This window comes from Caballeronia sp. INML1 (assembly GCF_023631085.1).
GTDB classification, from domain to species: domain Bacteria; phylum Pseudomonadota; class Gammaproteobacteria; order Burkholderiales; family Burkholderiaceae; genus Caballeronia; species Caballeronia turbans.
Genome location: NZ_JALQDT010000069.1, coordinates 55,026 through 69,525, shown reverse-complemented (window position 1 = coordinate 69,525; position 14,500 = coordinate 55,026). Strand labels below are relative to the sequence as shown.

The window sequence follows — 14,500 nt, the reverse complement described above, 5'->3', positions numbered from 1 at the left end:
ATTCTTTCACCTCGCGTGACATCGCGATTGATCTGGATCAGTCCGCATGCGCCTGACGGTACCGCTACGCTCGAACGCGCTCCCACTCTCGCTTGACTCACATCAACGAATTGCCTGCGCTCAGGCTTATGCTGGCCCGAATCCAACGGACCGATCATGCAGACCCATTGCCCGTCGAAACTTCGGCGAGGCTCGGTGAACTCACCCGGCGCATCGAACGCGAGTCGATGGCACGCCTGCCGCTCTTTGAAGAGAAGCCCCGCACTCGAACCCTCCTGTCGACGAGAGCAAGCGTCGAATGTCATGTCGAGCAGATCGTCCTCACTTCACTTTTACGTCGTCGGTGTCGTTGCGCTCGGGCTTGCGGCCGGAGCAGGCCTGTTCACGGCGGGGCGGATCGCCATCGCGCACGCGCTCTGGCTTGCGTGCGTGGCGCCATCGTTCGCGATCTTGTGCTTATCGACCGCACAAAAGTTGCGTCGGCGCGAGGCGGGCGTCGATGTCCTCGCGCTGCTCTCGATGGGCGTCGCTGCTCTTACCGGCGAATATTTCACCGCGGCAGTCATCTCGCTGATGGTGGCAGGCGGAAGGGCGCTCGAAGCGTTCGGGCAGGCGCGTGCGGGCGCCGAGATGACGGCGTTGCTCACGCTTGCGCCGAACTATGGGCACCGGTACGAAGCGGGAGAATGGCGTCAGGTCGATCCGGAGGCGATTCGCACGGGAGACCGCTTGCTCGTCCGGGCCGGAGAGCGGGTGCCGGTAGACGGCACGCTCAAACAGGAAGCGGAACTCGATGAGTCGGCGCTTACCGGCGAGGCGGCCATACGGCCGCGAGGCGCCGGCGAGCTCATTCAAAGCGGCGTGTTGAACGCGGGCGCGCCGTTCGAAATGATCGCGACAGCGGCGGCGCGTGACAGCACGTTCTCCGGCATCATCCGTATGGTCGAAGCGGCGCAACAGGCGCGCAGTCCGACCGCGCGTCTCGCGGATCGATACGCGATATTCTTCGTTCCGCTCACGATCGTCGTCGCGGGCGCATGCTGGATCTTGACCGGCGACGTGATCCGCGCGCTGGCCGTTCTGGTCGTCGCGACGCCTTGCCCGCTGTTACTCGCCGTGCCCATTGCGATCGTTTCGGGTATGTCCGCTTGCGCCAGGCGCGGCGTACTGGTCAAGAGCGGCGACGCCATTGAACGTCTGGCGCGAGCACAGATCCTTTTCTTCGACAAGACTGGCACGCTGACGAGCGGACGCGCCCGGCTCGTCTCGATCGAGAGCAGTCCCGGCATCGAACCCGAACTCGTTTTGCAACTGGCCGCTTCGCTGGCGCAGGCGTCGGCACATGTCGTGGCAGAAGCGCTCACGGTGGCGGCACGCGAGCGCGGCCTCTCGCTCGTTGCGCCGTCGCAGGTCACCGAGTGTCCAGGAGCGGGCGTGATCGGCACAGTCGATGGCAAGGTCGTGGTCATCGGTTCATTCGCGCATGCAGTCGCCCGGGCGCAAGCTGCGCCGTGGAGCGCTGCGGTCCTGCGCCATCTCGGTCATGAAGGCGGTTCGGCCGTCTTTGTGGACGTGGACGGCGTGATGGTCGGCGCACTCAGGCTCGCCGATCCCATCCGGCTGGATACGCCCCGTGCATTGCGCTTGCTCAGACGCGCAGGCATCAGGCGAATCGCCATGCTGACGGGCGACCGGAAGGATGTCGCGGACTGCATCGGCGCGAGTCTGGGCGTCGACGAAGTCCATGCCGAACAGACGCCCGGCGACAAGCTCTCTTTGATCCGTTCTGCCCGCGCGGAGGGTGTGGTCGTCATGGTCGGCGACGGCGTCAACGATGCGCCCGCGCTCGCGGCCGCCGATATCGGCGTAGCAATGGGCGCGCGGGGTGCCGCGGCCTCCGCGCAGGCTGCTGACATCGTGCTGCTGACCGATCGGCTCGACCGCCTCGTGGAGGGCCTGGAAATCGCCAGACGATGCCAGCACATCGCCGTACAAAGTGCGGCGGCGGGCATGGGATTGTCGATCGCTGCCATGATCGTGGCAGCGCTCGGTTACCTGAGTCCACCGTACGGCGCTGTGTTGCAGGAAGTGATAGACATCGCCGTGATCGCAAACGCGCTTCGTGTCCTGCACATGAAGTCCAGGTCGCGCCAGCATGCGCTGCCGCGAGGCGATGCGGAGCGCCTGCGAGCCGCCCACCTCGGACTCGAACCGGTATTGGGTGAAATCAGGCGTCTCGCTGAAGGTTTGCCTGGGCTTCCGAGGCAAGCAGTCTCGGCGGAGCTGGAAAGAATCAACGAACTCCTGGTGCGTGTTCTGCTGGCGCACGAGAAGGAGGACGATATCCGTCTGTATCCAGACCTCGCCAGGCGGCTCGGCGGTGAAGACCCCATGGCGGCGATGGCCGGCACTCACGCGGAGATCTTTCGCACTGTTCACGTGTTACGGCGCATAGCGGCCGATCTTCCGGCAGACGGACCGGACGAACGGTGCGTACGAGAGTTGCAGCGACTGCTGTACGTCCTCGATGCCGTCGTCCGCCTGCACTGCGCGCAGGAGGACGAGCTTTTTCATGCACTCGATGACAGCGCCTGAGCAACGTGCAGCACTTAGCCGAATGCGGAGTTGACGAGCAATAGCGGTGTGCACGTGATGCCCACCACGCGGCGCGCAACGCTGCCGAGCACCCAGCGCGCGGCTCCGCGCCGGCCATGCGTGCCCATGACGAGCAGGTCGGCACGCCACGCGTTCGCCTCGCGCACGATTGTATGAGCGATATCGTCCCTGCACTGGCTGGTGCTCACGATCTCAGCGGTTTTGTGTCCGGGAACGTGATCGAGCACGCGTCGCGCGATCGTCATGGCCGACTTGCCTTCTGCCATGAATGCTTCTTCGAACAAGGCAAAGGGCAGAGGATTGTCGAACCGCGCGGCTTTGTCGATGACGTAGATCGTTTTTATGCAAGTTTCCGATGTCGCGAACTTCGCGCCCACGCGAAGCGCCGGAACGACCTCGGTGCTGCCGTCGACAGCGAAGAGAATGCGCCGCGGACCTTTCTCATCCGTCGCTGCGAAAGACTCCGGAACGATCAGGAGAGGCAGCTTGACATTGGCGGTCAGCGGCTCGGCTACGTTGCCTTCGATCCAGCGCAGCAATCCGTGATGCTGACGCGCACCGATGACCAGCAGATCCGCATTCCACTTCGTCGCTACTTCAGCGATCGCATGCACGACGTCCCCACCTTGCTTCGATAATTCGACAAGCTCGGTATCGGCATGAAGTCCATGCCCGGCGAATTGCGCCTGGGCGTGACGCAGCATTTCGCGGCCGCTTTCGATCAGATCGCGGCGGACCGAGTCGAGTGAAAGCGGGATTCTGTCCGGAAGCGGCAGCGGTACATACGGGTTATCGACCACGCTGACAAGACGCACGAACGTGCCGGGTGAGACGAAGCTGCAAGCGTAGCGAAGCGCGTTCTCCGATGCAGGCGACGTGTCGAGGGCGATCAGTACTCGTCGCGGCCGATAGGCCTCGGCCTTATCTTCAGTGGGTTCCATGTTCGTATATCGGGCAGTCGTCTCGGCGTGCCCTTCTGTATGCGATAGCACCATCTTGATTGCGCCCGCGTCGGGGAGGTTGATCTAGATCAGATCGGCGCAGCTTGCGATCGCATCATGATGGATGGAAGGCGGACCAACTGGCCGGTTCGCCTGCACCGTCTTGCGTCAGATTTCTGCTAAGCGGCGCGTCAGGTTCATATCGGCGCTGACACTCAACCCGACGCTCCGCTCCGATAGCGGCGATATAGCGGCAATAGCGAAATGAAAAAGCGAACGGATGCGTCGAATGCATCGTGGTTTGCCCCAATCGTGATCCTCGCGTTGGGAGCACTGCTGGTCCGCCCATTCATCGGCCCGGTCTTGTGGGCATTCCTTCTTGCCTATGCAACGTGGCCCTTGTACATATTCATGCGTAAGGGCATGCGCGGCGGCGCGTCGTTGAGCGCGCTGATGATGACCGTCTCGGTCGCGCTGGTCATCGTCGGATCGACGATTGCCATTGGAGTGCCGTTGACCCGCGAGGTCGTCGAAGTCGCTAATCGATTCGTCGCGTGGAGCGGCGGGGAGCCGAAGCGGCTTGCCTCAGTTGTCGCGGATGTTCCGGTCGTCGGCGCGAGACTATCCGAGCTGATACGCGACGCGCCAGCCTTGAGGAAAGATGTCGCATTTCCAGGCGACGGATGGTTGAGCGCCCTGTCGAAGGCGGGCCGCCTGGCAGGCCGCAATGTGCTGCACTTCGGCTTTACTTTCATTGCGCTCTATTTCACTTATCGGCATGGTGAATCGCTGATTGCGAAGGTACGTCGGTTACTGGAACCGCTTATAGGTCCAAGGCTCGAAGCCTACGTCGCGGTACTTCGCAGCGTGACGCGCGCGGTGCTAATCGGGGTTCCCCTCACTGCAATCGGGCAAGCGGCGTGTGCCGGCATAGGTTACTGGGCGGCAGGCGTCGATGAGCCGCTATTGCTTGCGTTGCTGACGGCATTCGCGGCGCTCGTGCCGTTCGGCGCGCTCTTCGTTTGGCTGCCCACCGGCGTCGCGCTGCTCATGGAATCAAATCTGTGGGGCGGCATCGGTCTGCTGCTTTGGGGCGCGCTGGTGGTCAGCTCGGTCGACAATGTCATCCGCATGGTGGTCATCGGCAATGCGGTGCGCATGCCGTTCGCCCTGGCGTTGCTCAGTATCATCGGAGGCGTTGCCGCGTTCGGACTCATTGGCCTGTTCGCGGGCCCGCTCGTGGCGGAGATGCTGCGCATGCTATGGGATGAACGAATACACCCTGCACCGAAGACCGAGACCCGGAGCAAACTCGCCTTCACGAAGTCTATGTCTGGCCGCTCGTTACGCCTTGACCGTCATCGTCCGACGAGCGCCGCGCGCGCGATGATGCGCCGAGGAGCGCGACGACGTCGCGACTCGGCGCGCGCTGCAATTGATCCTTATCAAACGAGTCTGGCTCGACGGCGGTAGTCTGGTTCACCGTGACAACGTCAAGGACTCGTGGGTCCGTTCGCGGGCGACTGATGTCTGCCTCGGCATGCGCTTCGCTGTCACGGCCGGTCTGATCAATGCGTTGTGGGACGATTGACATGAGCACGCTGACGATGTCGCCGACGAATGTTTCCGCACCCCGCTCAACCCTGCCGGCAGAACGGCGCGCAGAGGGCTCGCCCCAAAACGACAACGCGCTGATCGTCGCAATCGACGATGCGCTTCGGCTGGACGCGCACCTTGCATCGGAACCGGTGATCGTAGATGTTCATGACGGGCGCGTGACGCTTCGGGGAAGCGTCAGAAGCTACGCGAATAAGCGGGTCATATGCGAGATCGCTGGCGCACTGCCGGGCGTTGACTCCGTAAACGACTGCATCGTAGTGGAACTGTCGCATGAAGCGCAGCGCACGGATGCCGCGCTGGCGTCGGATGTGCGCGTGGCGCTGAGATGGGAGGCGTGCCTTCCTGCGGATGCGATTGAAGTTGCGGTAGAGCATGGCTGCGTCACCTTGTCGGGCGAGATGCCGTGGTCCTTCCAGCGAAAACTCGCGGAGCATGTCGTCGCGCATTTGACAGGCATCACCGGAATAGTCAACCTGTTGCGGGTCAGTGACCGGCAGATGCAATTGCAGGCGACGTCCGGTATCCACGCGGCCATGCGCCGTGCGGCCGATATCGAGGCAGACGATATCGAAATGCGCGTCGCCGACGGCACCGTCACGCTCCGAGGCACGGTATCGTCGGCGGCCGCGAAAAAGGTCGCATACGAGGCGGTTCGTTCGCTCGATGGCGTTCATACGGTGCTCGACGAGACCCGCGTCAGGCACGACGACTGACTGACGGCGACGGCAAACCGACAGCGGGTGTTCGTTGCAACCACGAGCGCGTCATGCCCGTGTACGTTTCTTATTATGCTGCCGGCGGCAAGCGCGTTCGCAGGAACGAGCAGGTGACGAATAGGAAGAAGTTTGCGTAAGGGCCGAGCCACAGCGCGACGCTGACAATGCCATCCATTCGTCGTCCATCTTCAAGCAAGCGGTCGCATAGCGCTCGGCGAACCAAGCGGCCAACGTCTCTCCGGCTGGCGTTGCTTCGTTGGACGACGTTCGCTCCGCGCGCACCGCTGCGGCCGCTGGCACCCCGGAAGCGTAGACGCAGCCAAACGCCCAGGCGGGCAGGCGGGTCGCCGATCGCCGAAAAGTATCAAGGCGACTTCTCGGTCATGCCCCCTCAACGCGAAAGCAGCGCGTGTAGCGTTCAATCATGTATGACGTTAAACCCATTGTTGACATAGATATCAGTTTGCGGTTTAATCTTCCGAAACGGAGGCGCGGACTACCCCCGTGATGAGAGCTCCAACCTGCGTATTCCGAGAGAGGTGCAGTTTGAAGGCAGTGGCAGCAAGCTGTTTGTAACCAGAGCCGTTGCTATGAAGCGGAAACGCCTAACACGCGCGGAGCGCAAAGAGCGAACGCGGGAACGGCTGCTCGACGCGGCCGAGACAATGTTCGTACGTAAGGGGTTGGCTGCAACGAGCGTGGACGACATCTCGGAGGAGGCCGGATACTCGCGTGGTGCGTTCTACTTTAACTTTGAGAGCAAGGCTGAAGTGCTAATCGAGCTGTTGCGGCGGGACGGCGAACGGACTTGTTTGAATTTGCACGCGATCACGAAGAAGGGCGGCACGTCCGATGAAGTGAAGGAACGTGCCACTGCCTGTTTCACCGATTCCCTCAGGCCCGATTCGTTCAGTCTTTGGGCAGAAGGTGCTCTTCTAGCATCGAGGGATGCTGCGTACCGAGATCCCATCAATGCGTTGCGAAACCAGAGATTAGCCGCTACGGGTGAGTGCATTCGGAGCCTACGGGCGGCCAATAAAGCGGAATTGTCGCGCGGACAGACAGAGGCACTGGCGATCGGGATGGCGAGTATCAGCGATGGCATTATGTTCTTCAACATGATTAACGGGCCAAACATGTGCGGCAAGGGCTTAAGGACTATTGCTGTCGCCTTCTTATCGTGGGTCATTGAGCACGGCCCCGAATACGAAGACGATAAATGACTGAACTTTTGCCCCGGAGTTAGGGGGGGCTGGGCCGATTTCGACCGCTGGAAGCCTGACATCCTTAACAAATAAGGGCAGCCAAACCATATCGTTTCGACAGAGAGGCGCTTTCTACTATTAGGAAGCCAAAGTAATTTATGCGGACCATGCGCGATCATGCATGCAACGTTCCCGGGCGAAGAAGCGCAACCAGCTAGCACCCGGATGAGAGTACCTTTGACTACTTACCATCGCCAGTCGTTGTTTTGGGGCGCCGTAGCCTTGTTGGCCGGTGTTTTGCTGTGGGCATTGCGTCCTGTTCTAACACCGTTTCTTCTCGGTGCAATCATCGCGTACGTTTTACAGCCGGGCGTGGAGTGGCTAGTTCGACATCGCACGCCCAGGGGCCTCGCCGCCCTGCTTATGATCTCTCTGATCGCAATGCTTATCGGGTTGTTCGCATTGTTAGTATTTGCTGTCCTTCAAAAGGAAGGACCTGAGCTTGCGAGGCAGCTTCCTTCAATGGTGCAGAATCTCGACGCCGTTCTGAGACCGCGGATGGCTTTACTGGGAATTGACTACTCGGTCAATCTGGCGAATATCCGTGAGGCTTTAACCGCACGTTTATCAGCAAGCGAGCAAGGCGCTGCTCCCTCGGCTTGGGAGTATCTGCGCACAAGCGGCAGCCTGATGGTCAGCGTCGCGGGGAATGTGGTGCTCGTGCCCCTCGTTCTTTTCTACCTGCTCTATGACCGGCATGAAGCGTTCGAGCGCATAGAGAGCTTTGTGCCGCGACGCTGGCTCGCGAAAACACGGGATTTCATTGCGGAGATCGATCAGATGATGTCGCAGTATCTGCGCGGGCAACTGCTCGTCGTCGGAATACTCGCGCTGTTTTATCCGGTTGCGCTAAAGATCGCCGGGTTGGACGTCGCACTGCCCGTCGGTCTTCTCACAGGGCTTGCCGTGTTCATCCCTTACATCGGGTTCGCGACCGCGCTGGCATTGGCGCTTCTGGCTGCGTTTCTGCAGTTCGCAAACTGGTACGGGTTCGGAGCCGTGATTGTAGTGTATGGAGTCGGGCAAATCTTGGAGAGCGTCGTTCTTACGCCCCGGCTCGTCGGCGAGCGCATTGGCCTGCATCCGCTTGCCGTCATCTTCTCGTTACTTGCTTTTGGCGAGCTGTTTGGTTTCTTTGGCGTTCTGCTTGCATTGCCTGCCAGCGCGGTGTTCGCTTCTGCTTTGCGGGAACTGCGGCGCCGTTATCTGATGAGCGCATTTTACCGGACCCGAACATACCAAGATCGGGGACCGTAGCGCAGAAAGTTTGCAATGGCCGGGCGTTCCGCGTGCGATCTCTCGCCGAATGCGGGGCTTCGCTGAATTCGAGTTCTTGTAGCGAGTCAGCGACGCATCAGGAGCTTTCTTGTTCTCGCTCTGCTGGCGAGGCTTGCTTCTCGCGGCCACGGCTAGCCCGATCAGCGCTGTTGGCATTTCTACCTCGACTCATCACCTGCCTTGTGAACATCGTGAAACTATCCGGACCCGTCGCGCTAAAACGGGCGCGCTCTTTGTTACCCTTCTTGTTCCGGTCGACGCACCGGTTACCCGTTGTCGTCGCGGCGTGCGGCGCAATCCTTCTTTCGGCATGCCACCAGCGTGAAGCCGTCGTGCCGGAAGCCAAACCGGTTGTCGCCCTTGCGGTTCATCCGGATGCGAACAACGCGAGTGCCTCGTTGCCTGCGCAGGTCCAGGCCCGTTACTCCACACCCCTGTCGTTTCGCGTGGGCGGCAAAATCATCGAGCGACGAGTGCGCATCGGCGATTCGGTCAAGGCGGGGCAGACGGTTGCGTTACTTGACCCAACCGATCTGCGCAACAACCTTGCCAATGCAAGAGCACTGTTGGCCGCCGCCGAGCATCGGCTCAGCTTCGCCAAGCAGCAGCTTGACCGTGATCAGGCGCAGGCGCACGCGAACCTGATCGCCGCAGCGCAACTAGAGCAGACTCAGGATGCCTATGCGACGGCTCTGGCGCAGCGCGATTCGGCGCGAGCCCAGATGGCGCTCGCGACCGATCAACTGCGCTACACGGCGCTGACAGCTGACCATGACGGTGTGGTCACATCGGAGGATGCCGATACCGGACAGAACATGCAGGCCACGCAGGCCGTCTATCACGTTGATTGGACGGGCGACGTCGACATCGTCTGTGACGCGCCGGAACGGGCACTGAACGCGTTGACGATCGGGGCACGAGCGCGCGTCACATTGCCGGCGCTGCCGGGCAAGACGCTCGAAGCGCGGGTGCGTGAGGTGTCGGCCGCGGCCGATAGCGAAAGCCGCACATGGCGGGTGAAGTTGACGCTGGCTGCACCGGGTCCGCAAGTGCGCCTTGGCATGACGGCAAATGTGATGTTCGACGTGGCCGACGATAGCGCTTCGGGCGAGCCGTTCACACTGCCGGTGACAGCGCTCTTTCACAAGGGCGAGAATCCGGCCGTCTGGGTCGTGCGTAACGGCAGCAATACGCTCGAGCTGCGCCCGGTCACGATCGAGCGATATGACGAGCGCACGGTCTCGGTGAGTTCGGGCCTGCATGACGGCGACCGGGTCGTTCTGCAAGGCGTCCATGCCGTGAGTTCAGGCCAGCAGGCGCAGGCGGTGCCTCCGCTTCATCAGGAGAACTTCCCGACATGAACGCGCGCGACCATGAAAGCGCGCGCGCGAGCGCGCCCGTGAATGCTTCTGATAATGCCGCCGCTGGCGGAACCGGTTTCAATCTGTCTGCCTGGGCGCTGCGGCATCAGCAGCTTGTGATCTTTCTGATCGGTCTGATGACGCTCTTTGGTGTGATCGGTTATACGCAGCTAGCACAATCGGAAGATCCGCCGTTCACCTTTCGGACGATGGTCATCAAGACCTACTGGCCGGGCGCTGCGTCCCGCGACGTGCAGGAACAGATCACGGACCGGATCGGTCGCCAACTGCAGGCGGCCCCCTATGTGGACAATATCAAGAGCTATTCGCGCCCAGGCGAGTCGATGATCTTCTTCGCGATGAAGGACTCGGCGCCTGTTAAGGAGGTGCCCGAGACCTGGTATCAGGTGCGCAAGAAGGTGGGCGACATACGGGCAACGCTTCCGAAAGGCGCGGTAGGACCATTCTTCAACGACGAGTTCGGCGACGTCTACACGAACATCTATGCGCTCGAAGGCGACGGCTTCACGCCCGCGCAACTGCATGACTACGCAGACAAGCTGCGTACCGTCTTGTTGCGCGTGCCTGGCGTGGCAAAGGTCGAATACTTCGGCGATCCCGATCAGCACATCTTTGTCGAAATTTCGAATGCGCAGCTGACGCGACTGTCGATCACGCCGCAGCAGCTCGCCCAGGCCATCGATGCGCAGAACACCGTCGCACCCGTGGGCACTATTACGACGGCGGACGACCGTGTGTTTGTACGGCCGAGCGGCGCTTTCAAGGATGAGCAGGCGCTCGCGGACATGCTGATCACGGTGAACAAGCGTGCGTTCCGCCTCGGCGACATTGCGACGATCAAACGCGGTTACGACGATCCGCCAGTTACCCAAATGCGCCTCGGCGGTCAAGCGGTACTCGGCATCGGCGTGACCATGCAAAAGGGCGGCGACGTCATCAATCTCGGTAAGGCACTGGACGCGAGGACGGCTGAACTGCAGGGCTCATTGCCAGCGGGTCTGAAACTCGCGGCCGTCTCAAGCATGCCGCATGCGGTTAAGCATTCAGTAGACGACTTCGTCGAGGCGGTTGGCGAAGCAGTGGCGATCGTGCTGGTTGTCAGCCTCATCTCGCTGGGCTTGCGAACGGGCATGGTCGTCGTCATCACGATCCCGATCGTCCTGGCAGTGACGGCGCTATGCATGCACTTGTTCGGCATTGGATTGGACAAGGTGTCGCTTGGCACGCTCGTGCTCGCGTTGGGGCTGCTCGTCGACGACGCGATCATTGCCGTCGAAATGATGGCCGTGAAGCTCGAGCAGGGTTGGAGCCGCGTGCGCGCGGCGGCCTTTGCGTACACGAGTACGGCATTCCCCATGCTGACGGGCACGCTTGTGACCGTCTCGGGCTTCCTCCCGATTGCGCTTGCGAAATCGAGCACGGGCGAGTACACGCGCTCGATCTTCGAAGTCTCGGCCATTTCGCTCGTCGTCTCGTGGTTCGCAGCCGTCGTGCTTGTGCCGTTGCTGGGGTTTCACCTGCTTCCGGAGCGCAAGGATCATGCGAGCGGCGGCCACGACCATGAACACGACGTCTACAACACGGGCTTCTATCGGCGCCTGTCGGGCTGGGTCGCGTTGTGCATTGACCGACGCTGGGTCGTGCTCGGGGTCACCGCCGTGCTCTTCGTCATTGCGATGGGAGCGTTCACGCGGGTCCCGCAGCAATTCTTCCCCAACTCCGAGCGCCCGGAGTTGCTCGTCGACCTGAGGCTCCCGGAAGGTGCTTCGTTCGAGGCGACATTACGTGAATCAAAGCGTTTGGAGAAAATTCTCGATGGTAAGCACGGGATCGACCACTTCGTCGACTTCGTCGGCACCGGTGCGCCGCGATTCTATCTACCGCTCGACCAGCAGCTTCAGCAGCCCAACTTCGCGCAGTTCATCGTCACGGCCAAAGACGTGGAGACGCGCGAGGCGTTGATGCACTGGCTCGACGGGAAACTGGAAAAGGACTTTTCCGGCGTGCGCACACGCGTCGCGCGCCTCGAAAACGGGCCGCCTGTGGGTTTCCCGATCAAGTTCCGCGTGAGCGGTGACGATATCGCAACGGTGCGCACGCTGGCGGACACCGTTGCGCAGAAGGTCCGCGCCGACTCACGGACGCGCAACGTCCAGTTCGACTGGGACGAGCCGGCCGAACGGTCAATCTCGTTCGAGATCGACCAGAACAGGGCCCGCCAGCTTGGCGTCACATCGGAGGACGTGTCCAGCTTCCTCGCCATGACGTTGTCCGGCTACACGGTCACGCAGTATCGCGAGCGCGACAAGCTGATCAATGTCGACCTACGTGCGCCGAAGAGCGAGCGCGTCGACCCCGCGAAGCTTACGAGCCTCGCCATCCCGACACCGAACGGCGCGGTGCCGCTCGGCTCGCTCGGGCATGTGCGCAACACGTTGGAATACGGCGTGATCTGGGAGCGCGATCGCCAGCCGACCATCACCGTGCAGGCGGACGTGCGCGGCGACGCGCAGGGCATCGACGTCACGCGCGACATCGAGCGCGCACTTACCGCTGTGCGCTCTAAGCTGCCTGTCGGATATCGGATCGAGGTGGGCGGAGCGGTCGAAGAGAGCGTGAAGGGCCAGACGTCGATCAACGCGGAAATGCCGCTGATGATCATCGCCGTGCTGACGCTGCTGATGATCCAGCTAAAGAACTTCGCGCGCACGTTTATCGTCGTGCTGACGGCGCCGCTGGGGCTTATTGGGGTGGTGACTGCACTGCTGCTGTTCGGCAAACCGTTCGGGTTTGTCGCGCTGCTCGGTGTGATTGCGATGTTCGGCATCATCATGCGCAACTCCGTGATTCTGGTCGACCAGATCGACCAGGACATCGCGGCGGGGCACGCGCGCTACGACGCCATTATCGGCGCAACGGTGCGGCGCTTCAGGCCCATCATGCTGACGGCCGCCGCTGCCGTGCTCGCGCTGATCCCGCTACTTCGCTCGGGCTTCTTCGGACCCATGGCGACTGCACTGATGGGCGGCATCACCGTCGCCACCATGCTGACGGTGTTCTTTTTGCCAGCGCTCTACGCGACGTGCTTCAGGGTGCGCCGCGACGAGCGCAGTGCGCAACCCGTCGTCGTCGAGCATGCGGAGGTTTGATCATGAATTTTACATACAAGACATCCGCGGTGGCTGTGGCCGCGGCACTCACTGTGACGGCTTGCTCGTTCGGGCCCAGCGGTGAGCCGCCGGCCACGCCGTCGCCCCCGCGCTATGGCGCCCAGGCGCAGCCGTCGAAGACCGCGGATGCGGGTGGTGTCGTACAGACATTCGATGTCGGCGCAACTGCGGTTCCGCAATGGTGGCATCTTTACCGTTCCGACGGCCTCGATGCCCTCGTCGACGAAGGCTTGCGCAACAGTCCGACGCTCGCGGCGACGCAGCGCACGCTTGCTGCAGCACAAGAGGAACTTCGCGCGCAGGTGGGCGCATCGACGCTGCCGTCCATCGACGGCGCCGTGCAGGTCGAGCGCGCGCGTTCACCCGTCGTGCCGGGGCTTGGCCCTGAGCAGGTGCAATACAACTTCTTTGCCGGGCAACTGCTCGCGCATTACACGTTCGACCTGTTCGGCCAGACGCGGTATATGAATTCGGCGAGCGCGGCCCGTGTGAACGCGCAGGCGTTTGAACTGGAGGCGTCGCGTCGTGCGCTTGCCGCGAACATCGTCGGCAGCGCGATCAATGTGGCGGCGCTCGACCGGCAGATCGCGCTCAGCGAGCGTCTCGTTGCGGTGTCCGGCGATGCCGCAAACGAGGATCAGCAGCGCTATGCGCTGGGCTCGGTCTCGCGCGCACAGGCGCTTGCGTCGAAACAGGACGCCGCTGCCATCGCGGCGACGCTGCCGGCGCTGCGTCAGCAACGCGCGCTCGCGATCCATGCGCTGGCGGTGTTGATCGGCCGCACGCCGGACAACGCGCCGAGCGTGCCCGATCTCGATAGCCTGTCGCTGCCCGAGCATGTACCGGTTGCCGTGCCTTCGGACCTGCTGCGCTCGCGTCCGGATATCCGGGCCGCCGACGCGGCCGTCAAGGCAGCAGCGGCCGACGTGGGGGCTGCAACCGCGCAACTCTTTCCGAGCCTGTCGCTAACCGGATCGATGGGGCGCGGGGGCTTCAGCTGGCCAGCAGTGCTCTCAGGCGCGGGCGGCCTGTGGGCTATCGGCGCGGGCCTTTCGCAGCCGATCTTTCATGGTGGCGCGCTGTTCGCACAGCGCCGCGCATCGATCGACGCATACGACGCCGCTGTATTGCACTACAAGTCGACGGTGCTCTCTGCCTTCCAGGATGTGGCGAATTCTCTTGCCGCGCTCGATAACGACGCGCAGACGCTCGCTTCGAACGAGGCCGCGACAGAAGCCGCGCGTGAGGCATTCGACGATACGGCGTCGCGCCATCGCATGGGCTCACTGTCTTCGGCGGCAACCCATGCTACCGAGGCAAGGTATCTCAACGCCCAGATAGGTGCCACGCGCGCAGCGGCCCAGCGCATGAGTGATACAGCGGCATTGTTCCAGGCGATGGGCGAACTACCCGCGGCTCAGCAGACGGCTGCGTCAACGAAAACTTCAACGCAATGACGGCATTGTTGAACGTGCAAGGGCGATCTGGCCGGATCGGATCGTCCTCGCCGTT

The 14,500-nt window shown here is 62.2% G+C and carries 9 protein-coding genes; 8 read left to right on the top strand and 1 reads right to left on the bottom strand.

Features of this window, described 5'->3' with window-relative positions; translation table 11 throughout:
* Nucleotides 1-303: 303 nt before the first annotated feature.
* The gene (locus NCR38_RS28695) at nucleotides 304-2,595 is read left to right on the top strand and encodes a heavy metal translocating P-type ATPase (protein ID WP_250478025.1); all 2,292 of its coding nucleotides are present in this window, start codon (nucleotides 304-306) and stop codon (nucleotides 2,593-2,595) included.
* 14 nt (nucleotides 2,596-2,609) lie between these two features.
* Here NCR38_RS28695 and NCR38_RS28690 read toward each other — a convergent pair whose 3' ends face one another.
* The gene (locus NCR38_RS28690; RefSeq protein WP_250478024.1) at nucleotides 2,610-3,557 is read right to left on the bottom strand and encodes a universal stress protein; all 948 of its coding nucleotides are present in this window, start codon (nucleotides 3,555-3,557) and stop codon (nucleotides 2,610-2,612) included.
* 264 nt (nucleotides 3,558-3,821) lie between these two features.
* On the opposite strand from NCR38_RS28690, the gene NCR38_RS28685 reads away from it, so the two are divergent.
* The 7 genes from NCR38_RS28685 to NCR38_RS28655 all read left to right on the top strand — a co-directional run bounded on the left by NCR38_RS28685 (nucleotide 3,822) and on the right by NCR38_RS28655 (nucleotide 14,445).
* Nucleotides 3,822-5,030 (top strand): AI-2E family transporter, encoded by a 1,209-nt coding sequence (locus NCR38_RS28685; protein WP_250478023.1) that lies wholly within the window; start codon nucleotides 3,822-3,824, stop codon nucleotides 5,028-5,030.
* A 119-nt stretch (nucleotides 5,031-5,149) separates the two neighbouring features.
* Nucleotides 5,150-5,890: a BON domain-containing protein gene (locus NCR38_RS28680; protein WP_061120911.1), complete on the top strand. Its 741-nt coding sequence runs from the start codon at nucleotides 5,150-5,152 to the stop codon at nucleotides 5,888-5,890.
* Nucleotides 5,891-6,483: 593 nt separating this feature from the next.
* Nucleotides 6,484-7,116, top strand: coding sequence for a TetR/AcrR family transcriptional regulator (locus tag NCR38_RS28675; protein WP_061120912.1), 633 nt, complete (start codon nucleotides 6,484-6,486; stop codon nucleotides 7,114-7,116).
* Nucleotides 7,117-7,323: 207 nt separating this feature from the next.
* Entirely contained in the window at nucleotides 7,324-8,415 is a 1,092-nt protein-coding gene (locus tag NCR38_RS28670) for an AI-2E family transporter (protein WP_061120935.1), read from the top strand.
* Nucleotides 8,416-8,618: 203 nt separating this feature from the next.
* Nucleotides 8,619-9,797 carry an efflux RND transporter periplasmic adaptor subunit gene (locus NCR38_RS28665; RefSeq protein WP_409241445.1) on the top strand — a complete coding sequence of 393 codons (1,179 nt, stop codon included), beginning with the start codon at nucleotides 8,619-8,621 and terminating at the stop codon, nucleotides 9,795-9,797.
* Nucleotides 9,794-12,967: an efflux RND transporter permease subunit gene (locus NCR38_RS28660; protein WP_061120914.1), complete on the top strand. Its 3,174-nt coding sequence runs from the start codon at nucleotides 9,794-9,796 to the stop codon at nucleotides 12,965-12,967. Before NCR38_RS28665 ends, NCR38_RS28660 begins: the two co-directional genes overlap by 4 nt.
* Before the next feature lie 2 nt (nucleotides 12,968-12,969).
* Nucleotides 12,970-14,445, top strand: a complete 1,476-nt coding sequence (locus NCR38_RS28655; RefSeq protein WP_061120915.1) for an efflux transporter outer membrane subunit — start codon at nucleotides 12,970-12,972, stop codon at nucleotides 14,443-14,445.
* Nucleotides 14,446-14,500 lie beyond the last annotated feature (55 nt).

Excerpts from the sequence above, each read along its gene's own strand:
- NCR38_RS28695 (WP_250478025.1), top strand. The coding sequence starts at position 304 with ATGTCGAGCAGATCGTCCTCACTTCACTTTTACGTCGTCGGTGTCGTT.
- NCR38_RS28690 (WP_250478024.1), bottom strand. The coding sequence starts at position 3,557 with ATGGAACCCACTGAAGATAAGGCCGAGGCCTATCGGCCGCGACGAGTA.
- NCR38_RS28685 (WP_250478023.1), top strand. The coding sequence starts at position 3,822 with ATGAAAAAGCGAACGGATGCGTCGAATGCATCGTGGTTTGCCCCAATC.
- NCR38_RS28680 (WP_061120911.1), top strand. The coding sequence starts at position 5,150 with ATGAGCACGCTGACGATGTCGCCGACGAATGTTTCCGCACCCCGCTCA.
- NCR38_RS28675 (WP_061120912.1), top strand. The coding sequence starts at position 6,484 with ATGAAGCGGAAACGCCTAACACGCGCGGAGCGCAAAGAGCGAACGCGG.
- NCR38_RS28670 (WP_061120935.1), top strand. The coding sequence starts at position 7,324 with ATGAGAGTACCTTTGACTACTTACCATCGCCAGTCGTTGTTTTGGGGC.
- NCR38_RS28660 (WP_061120914.1), top strand. The coding sequence starts at position 9,794 with ATGAACGCGCGCGACCATGAAAGCGCGCGCGCGAGCGCGCCCGTGAAT.
- NCR38_RS28655 (WP_061120915.1), top strand. The coding sequence starts at position 12,970 with ATGAATTTTACATACAAGACATCCGCGGTGGCTGTGGCCGCGGCACTC.